This is a genomic window from Bacteroides sp. 41_26 (assembly GCF_949740115.1).
GTDB classification, from domain to species: Bacteria; Bacteroidota; Bacteroidia; order Bacteroidales; family Bacteroidaceae; genus Bacteroides; species Bacteroides nordii.
Map to the genome: position 1 here is coordinate 1 of NZ_CATJGZ010000138.1, position 7,879 is coordinate 7,879.

General features: G+C 40.8%; 6 protein-coding genes and 1 tRNA gene. 3 read left to right on the forward strand and 4 right to left on the reverse strand.

What is annotated here, in order from left to right:
* Positions 1-139: 139 nt before the first annotated feature.
* Positions 140-1,345, forward strand: coding sequence for an ROK family transcriptional regulator (locus QX565_RS20175; RefSeq protein ID WP_221649054.1), 1,206 nt, complete (start codon positions 140-142; stop codon positions 1,343-1,345).
* On the opposite strand, the gene QX565_RS20180 is transcribed toward QX565_RS20175, so the two are convergent.
* From QX565_RS20180 to QX565_RS20195, 4 genes are read right to left on the reverse strand one after another with little or no spacing between them, the layout of a single operon-like run.
* Positions 1,342-1,806 carry a WbuC family cupin fold metalloprotein gene (locus QX565_RS20180; RefSeq protein ID WP_221649055.1) on the reverse strand — a complete coding sequence of 155 codons (465 nt, stop codon included), beginning with the start codon at positions 1,804-1,806 and terminating at the stop codon, positions 1,342-1,344. The genes QX565_RS20175 and QX565_RS20180 overlap by 4 nt on opposite strands.
* 5 nt (positions 1,807-1,811) lie before the next feature.
* Complete coding sequence (locus QX565_RS20185) at positions 1,812-2,336, reverse strand: UpxY family transcription antiterminator (RefSeq protein WP_221649056.1); 525 nt, start codon at positions 2,334-2,336, stop codon at positions 1,812-1,814.
* Entirely contained in the window at positions 2,312-3,424 is a 1,113-nt protein-coding gene (locus QX565_RS20190) for a Wzz/FepE/Etk N-terminal domain-containing protein (RefSeq protein WP_221649057.1), read from the reverse strand. The genes QX565_RS20185 and QX565_RS20190 overlap by 25 nt, the downstream gene beginning before the upstream one ends.
* A gap of 21 nt (positions 3,425-3,445) precedes the next feature.
* Entirely contained in the window at positions 3,446-5,872 is a 2,427-nt protein-coding gene (locus QX565_RS20195) for an SLBB domain-containing protein (RefSeq protein ID WP_221649058.1), read from the reverse strand.
* Between the two features lie 593 nt (positions 5,873-6,465).
* Between QX565_RS20195 and QX565_RS20200 the strand changes: the two genes are divergently transcribed.
* Positions 6,466-6,538 (forward strand) — tRNA-Thr (locus QX565_RS20200).
* Positions 6,539-6,641: 103 nt separating this feature from the next.
* Positions 6,642-7,616 (forward strand): DNA/RNA non-specific endonuclease, encoded by a 975-nt coding sequence (locus QX565_RS20205; RefSeq protein ID WP_289294145.1) that lies wholly within the window; start codon positions 6,642-6,644, stop codon positions 7,614-7,616.
* The last annotated feature ends 263 nt before the right edge of the window (positions 7,617-7,879 follow it).

Below are 7,879 nucleotides of genomic sequence, written 5' to 3' on the forward strand. Positions count from 1 at the left end.
TATAAAAGTTATATTATTTATTATATCTTCTTATATAAACCAATAAAGAAAGAATATTAATAAATTAAAGAGCTAAAACGAAACGAAATATTTAAAATACCCGTATATTTGTTCAGCATTAATCACTAACATGGCATATATGAAACATAATCTGCTTAAAGAAATAGAAATGGGCTCCAAAAATGCCCTTGTAAAGAAAAGAATCATTACACATTATATATACAACGGTAGTTCAACCATTACCGACCTCTCAAAAGAGATGGATTTGAGTGTGCCAACCGTTACCAAATTCATAGATGAAATGTGTGAAGACGGATATATCAACGACTATGGTAAGCTGGAAACAAGTGGTGGACGACACCCCAATCTGTACGGACTCAATCCGGAATCCGGCTACTTCATCGGAGTAGATATCAAGAAGTTTGCCATCAATATCGGACTTATCAACTTTAAAGGAGATATGATGGAACTCAAAATGAATATCCCCTATCAATTTGAAAATTCAATAGAAGGGTTGAATGAACTGTGCAAACTCATAGCAAACTTTATAAAAAAACTCAATATCAATAAAGAGAAAATATTAAATATCAATGTAAATGTATCAGGGCGGGTAAATCCGGAATCGGGTTATAGTTTCAGTCAGTTCAATTTTGAAGAACGCCCGCTGGCGGATGTCTTGACAGAAAAACTTGGCTATAAAGTAACAATAGACAATGATACGCGCGCCATGACTTACGGAGAGTATATGCAGGGATGCGTAAAGGGAGAAAAGAATATTATATTCGTCAATGTCAGCTGGGGACTGGGTATAGGGATCATCATTGACGGGAAAATATACACCGGAAAATCGGGATTCTCGGGTGAGTTCGGACACGTAAGTGCTTATGAAAACGAAATCATTTGCCACTGTGGGAAAAAAGGATGTATCGAGACTGAAGCATCAGGTTCGGCGCTGCACCGCATATTACTGGAGCGTATTAAAAACGGAGAAAACTCCATCCTGTCCGACCGCATTTCGTCAGAAGATCCTATCACCCTGGACGAGATCATTGCAGCTGTCAATAAGGAAGATGTTCTTTGTATCGAAATAGTGGAAGAAATCGGGCAAAAATTAGGAAAGCAGATTGCCGGACTTATCAATATTTTCAATCCGGAACTGGTAATTATCGGAGGCACTCTGTCGCTTACCGGAGATTATATCACACAACCGATAAAAACCGCGATTCGAAAATATTCTCTCAACCTGGTGAATAAAGATTCGGTTATTCTCACTTCAAAGCTGAAAGACAAAGCCGGAATAGTAGGAGCTTGCATGCTTGCACGAAGCAGAATGTTCGAGGATTAACCCTCGGACATCCGCTTCATAAAAGCTTTTATACCTTCCCCATCGGTCACATCTGGTGCCCAGGGAGCCATATTTTCAGGAGTCAACGGAGCATAAGGCCCCTGCTTTATTTCATATATCACCGTACCAGGCTCAAGCACTACAATACAGTGCCATGTACAAGGTGGAATCTCTATTCCATACATACCTTTTTCCGGATTCAGGTTTACCTTCTCTGTCACATTTCCTTCTTCATCAAACAGAATAGCAAGCAGGCTACCACGGAGAACAAGATATATTTCTTCTTTATCCGGATCCTTATGACGATGCGGAGGTAAATATGTATCGGGTTCCAACGCATTCAACATACGATGAATCGGTGCATCCATAGATTCATGGAAGTTGTAATTCATACGCAGACGCGGATTCTCCTTAGCCTGTCCGGATACCGTGTTCAGCAAAGCTTCAGTAATTAACTTCATAACGCTTACTTCACTTTTTCAATAGTATCCGAAGCAACAGTGACCAATGCACATCCCAACCCCGCGATACGAAGCATTAATTTATTCTTACCCTGACAATCAAGCAACTCACCGGTCGCCCCTTCCAATTGTCCCCGAGTCACCCGAACTGTTATTCCCGGAGTCAGTTCTTCAGCAAATTCAATAAATTCACCGGCATTCTCTACCATCGAACGAAAGACCTCCATCTGACATTCCGGAATAGAGACATAACGCCCTTCTTCGCGTAGCAGGAAAGAACCCCCTTTTACACTTTTAACCTTAGCAACATCGCCCACCGGCAGATGCACAAAGATATAACCCGGAACAACAGGAATCATTACCTTTCTCTTACGATTGTTCCACAAACGAATTACAGACTGAAGTGGCAAATAGCTTTCAATGCCAGCTTTATCGAGCCGTTCTTTCACTTTTTTTTCCGCTCTGCCAGCTGTATAGACAGCATACCAGCAAGAAGTTTTTCCTTCTATTTCTCTGTTTGTTGTTTCCATCCCTTTAATAAGTCTTTAACAAAAAGAATCCATCCCACACTACCAACGCCTGCCAAAAATACAAAGCCAATAAGAATCATGATTTTATTTGGTTTAGCGGGCTTTAAAGGCACCGTCGCTGGTTGTACTACTGTATATACAGGAGTAATCTCCTGTACTTTAGCCTTAGCCATCTGCAATTGCTGAGCAACCTGATTGTATACCCCATAAGCAAGGCTCATCTCATTCTGCAAACGTTCTTGTTCCGTACGGACACTGTGTAAAACGATATTCTGATTACCATCGGCATACCGGGCATACTTTTGTTGTGCTGCATAATAGTTAGCCTTGGCTTCATCATATAATTTTTCAGTAAACTTCAGGTCATGGCGGGCTTTATTGGTACGATAATCTGTAATATAATTCTGCAAACGACGCATCACAGTATCAGTCAATGCAGCTGATATCAATGGATCCTGCATAGTAACAGACAAAGTAGTCACCCCAGTTTTTTTATCTACAGACACAGAAATGCGTTTACTCAAAGCATCGGCAATAGCAGCCTCATCTTTAGTTAGCATAAATGGATTAACTTTACCATCTCCCTGTCCCACAGGTTCGTCTTTAAATAAAGAAACTACCCATCCCAAAGCTTTAAATGGTGCAGATATAATAGTTCCCCACCACGGGTTTCTTTGATGTTCGTCCAGATAGTCGTATAACCGAGTCTTTAACTCACCTTTTTGATCTTCTACCTTTACATCAAACAACTCCGTCAGAAAAGGAGTCGAACTTACAATATCCGGATACAAATCAGGAAAAAGAGCATCATCTCCTCCGGAATTGCCTAAATTAACACCTGCCATAGCAGCCAAAGCTCCCATGCTCCCACCTGTTGATTTTCCTGTTGTCTCAGGAGCAAGTGTCACACTGGTAGCATACTCTTTAGGGATACTAAAAGCAACTACAAGTGCTACTATTGCAGCAATCCCACAAGTTTTGAAAACCAATTTACGGTTAGCCCAAACCTTTTTGGCCAACTCTATCAAATCTATTTCCTGCTCCTCAACAGGCTGAGGTATTTTATTTTTATCAGTTTCTTCGTTCATGTTATCCACGGTTTTTTTATATTATTTCTTCAATAAATTTGCAACCGTAGCTGCCATTGTACCGATTGAAGCAGCCGAGGTAGTCAAACCGATAATTTGTGCAATATCCACACGCTTGCGCTCACGCTTCGTTGGAATAATGATTTCGCACCCCGGCTCTATTTTCGCTTTACGCAAACGTTTCACCCTTGATACTGTACCATTCATATACACAATATAAGCCTTACTCTTCTTGGCACGAGCTCCATAGCCACCTGCCTGATCAATATAATGTCCTAACTTAGCTCCTTTCTTATATAATACGGTATTGGGATACATCACTTCACCATTAATGCGAACTGTACTCAAGTATTCCGGTACGATCAACTGATCTCCTTCACGTAGTACCATATCATAATCAGAACCCGGATTCTGTAATGCTTTATCCAGTTCAATACCCACTGTATATTGTTCACTCAACGCAAGACTTCCCAAAGCAACAGAATCTTTACCGCTACTATGAATAGCCATACGCAAAGTAGCGCTACGAAGAGCACGCTCTTCATCATTCATCCGACGGATAAGACGGGCACCTTTTGCATACGCATCAGCAGTCAAACCACCCGAACGGGCAACCAAATCAGACAAACGTTCGCTCTTCTTCAACAGGGTATATCCACCGTCGAAAACAACTTCGCCCGAAACGCTGACTTTACGCTGCACCTGATAAGCAGGGCTACGACGTACTATAACTTCGTCATAAGGCTCCAACACAAATCCGGGAGTTCCGTCAACAACATAACCATCTTTTACAGAGAAAGTAAACACCTCACCCAAACGGCTGGTAGACGTCATACCTTTGGGATCTTTCAAACGACGGGAGATATCTATTTTAACAGTAGATGCAGCTTCCAGCAAACCACCAGCTTGCACGATAAGGTCTTCTAATGTGGTATTTTCAGCATAAGGATATGTACCGGGACGTGCAACCTGTCCTCCAATCGTAAATGCTCCACGCTCCTGAAGTTCATGGATACTGGGGATTACCAATACATCATTCTTAATAAGAGGAATATCGGCCACCGAACCATTCATCATACCTTTCAGATCAATAGGTATAACTTCTAATGTCAAATCTTCATGCTCACGGAATAATTGTGCACGATTCAAAAAGGCATCACCTTTCAAACCTTCTGCTTTCTGGATCAGCTGTTTCACCGTATTCATATTGCCACTTAACTCATACATACCACTACGGTAAACAGCTCCGCGAACTTCAACACGATTCTCAAAACGATCCAGGATAGAACCTACAGTCACTGCGTCGCCATCGTCTAAATGGAATACGGAATAATCCATTTCGTCGATATTGAACAGCTTGTATTCACGTCCACTCTGACGTACCAGACGGACTCCTTTTGTATAAGCATCACCAGAGAACCCACCGGCATACTTTATCAAAGTAGCAAGTGTTTCGTTCTTCTTCATTTCATAATACATCGGACGTTTCACCTTACCCGATATATCAACCAGCTTCTCATAAGGAGGAACAATGATTACATCCCCTTCCATCAAGCGAATATCATCTAACAATTTTCCTCTTAAGATATAATCGTATACATCCAGGTCGGCAATGCAGTTACTACCACGCATCACTCTGATACTACGCAAACTACCGATATTGTTGACTCCTCCCGCACGATACAACGCATGAAATACCGTAGATAAAGAGGATAGCATATAAGTGCCCGGGACAGCAACTTCACCCATTACATTAATTTGAATGGAGCGTATCTGTCCTAACGTCAGTCGTACTTCAGATTCCGGATTGGTACCTGATACCTGTGAATAAATCTTGCTGAATTCTTTTTTGAGAAAGCTGTTTGCTTCTGCAACGGTCATGCCATTCAAATAAACCGGACCTAACAGATTAACCATTATATTTCCCTCCGGAGAAATGGTCTTTCGCATACTGGCTTCATTGGCTCCCCATACATCTATAATAACTTCATCACCGGGACCCAAACGATAATTAGGTGGAGTAGCCATATTGACATTAGGTTCAAATGTCAAATTCCGGCTATTAAAGATATTGCGACCAAAGACTAAACGAGCTGCAGCAGCTGTACCTTTAGTAGTAGGGTCACTTACTTCTGTACTGATAACATCAAATGTTCCGGCTGTCACTTCATTAGAAGCATCCTGCCTCCTTTCTCTTTGTTGTGATGCAACACTTTGATCTACAACGGCAACATCGGCCCCTTGGCCCTCTTCGTATCGTTCTTTTATTCGCTCAGCCTGTTGTTTGGTTACGCCTCGTGCAGTCAATTCTGTTATAAGCTGCTTTTGATTCTTTCCCGATTTCTGGCCATCTTTCACATACTGGATTACTTGATCATCGGACATTTGTGCCATTACTGCCCCAGTCAAAGTAAACGTCAAAAAGAACAGTGTGATAAATCTACGCATAAGATATTCTGATAAATCTTTTTTGAGTTTCTTTCTTAAATCGGGCACAAATATAATACATTATTTTCATAATATACATTTATTTCATTCCGAAGTTTCAGAAAATACCTAAAACGAATAAATATGTTCAAAAATAGTACATAATGATATCTCGGTGCACAAAGATAAAAATTCTTTTTTACCAACTATCAATCTACAGAAAATCAATATTATATTAAAGCAAAACAACTATAAAACAGCTCAAGTCCTCCATATAATCACTATCTTTAAGCTATTTTTATATCAGCTTTTTTTTCAGAGTTAGCAAAACAAATATTTTCTTTAACATTTAACATTTAGTCTTATTGCTCTCCCATATTTCATAATATTGTAAATTCTATTTTATCTACATCGTCCTCTTTATACTAAATTTTTCCATTAGCTTCTTCCCACCTGACTACATTTTATTAATATTGAAAATGTAAAACTAATCGCTGAAACCAGACTTTGATAGTAACTACAAATACACTATAATAATTATTATCAAAAAAAGATTGGCTTTCTTTTTGTTTTTTCAAATAAAGCTGTAATTTTGCACGCCGTAAACGATTCCTGCCGCTATAGCTCAGTTGGTAGAGCAACGCATTCGTAACGCGTAGGTCGCCAGTTCAAGTCTGGCTAGCGGCTCATTTATAAAAGCGCTGATTATAAAAATATAGTCAGCGCTTTGTTTATTTCTAACTGTCTTTTTTGAATAGAGACAGGATATATAATTCTTAAATATTATATCGTGAGTGGAAGAAAATCCTTAAAAAAAAGAAAATCTCAGAACAGACTCAAGTTAGGCTGCATTATTATTTTCATCGCTTTAATACCACTTTTTTATGGACTGTATCTCTACATACAACAATCTGGAGCAAAAGACAACGAAAATAATAAAACGCTACAACCTATTGTCGCAGTAAATAAACCCAAGAGGGCCATCTACAAAGACTTACCAAAACCTATTGGTAAAAAAACAGAAGCTTCTTCAAATAAAGGTTCAAAAGCCTCAATCCCTCAGAAGCAGAAAATCCCCACAGCCGAGGAACTGGAAATCCCGGTAATGACCGCCCCCAGAAAGGGACAGATCATCCGTCACACCGGATATACCGTATCTTATAATGAAAACCTGCGACTGCCCAACTGGGTAGCTTACGAACTTACCCGCCAGGAAACGCAGGGCAACGCCCAAAGAACCGACCGTTTCATTGCCGACCCACAGGTGAAAGGGGTCATCGCCACCAATGCAGATTACACCCGCTCTGGCTACGACAAGGGGCACATGGCCCCGGCTGCCGATATGAAATGGAGCGTAACGGCCATGAAGGAGTCGTTTTACTTCAGCAACATGTGCCCGCAACACCCCGAACTGAACAGGCGGAAATGGAAAGACCTCGAAGAAAAGATACGCGACTGGGCCATAGCCGACAGTGCCATCATTATCATCTGCGGCCCCATCGTAGAGGATTCTGCACAGAAAATAGGGAAAAACCGGGTGGTTGTGCCACAGAAATTCTTCAAAGTGATTCTCTCGCCTTTCGTCGACAATCCCCGGGCCATCGGCTTCCTTTTCGACAATGAACGTTCGGTAGAACCTCTGGGCACCTACGTCGTAAGCGTAGATAGCATCGAAACGCTGACGGGGATGGACTTCTTTGCCCCGCTACCCGATGAACTGGAAGATAGCATAGAGGCAAAAGCGGATATCAGGCTGTGGAAATAGTTTCAAGTGTATTTCACCACGGAGGACACGGAGGACACAGAGTTTTTTAGATCTTTGATGAAACGCGGATAAACGCAGATTTTCGCAAAGGGGAAAAAATAAATAGTATTTCACCACAGAGTAACACAGAGTTCCACAGAGTGGTATTTATCTGATAAAACGCGGATTAAAAGACTGTAATTCTTTATCATACATTTGTTTCCCTTTGCGAAAATCTGCGTTAATCCTTTAGATTTGCATCATAATAAATAGATGTTGAAATA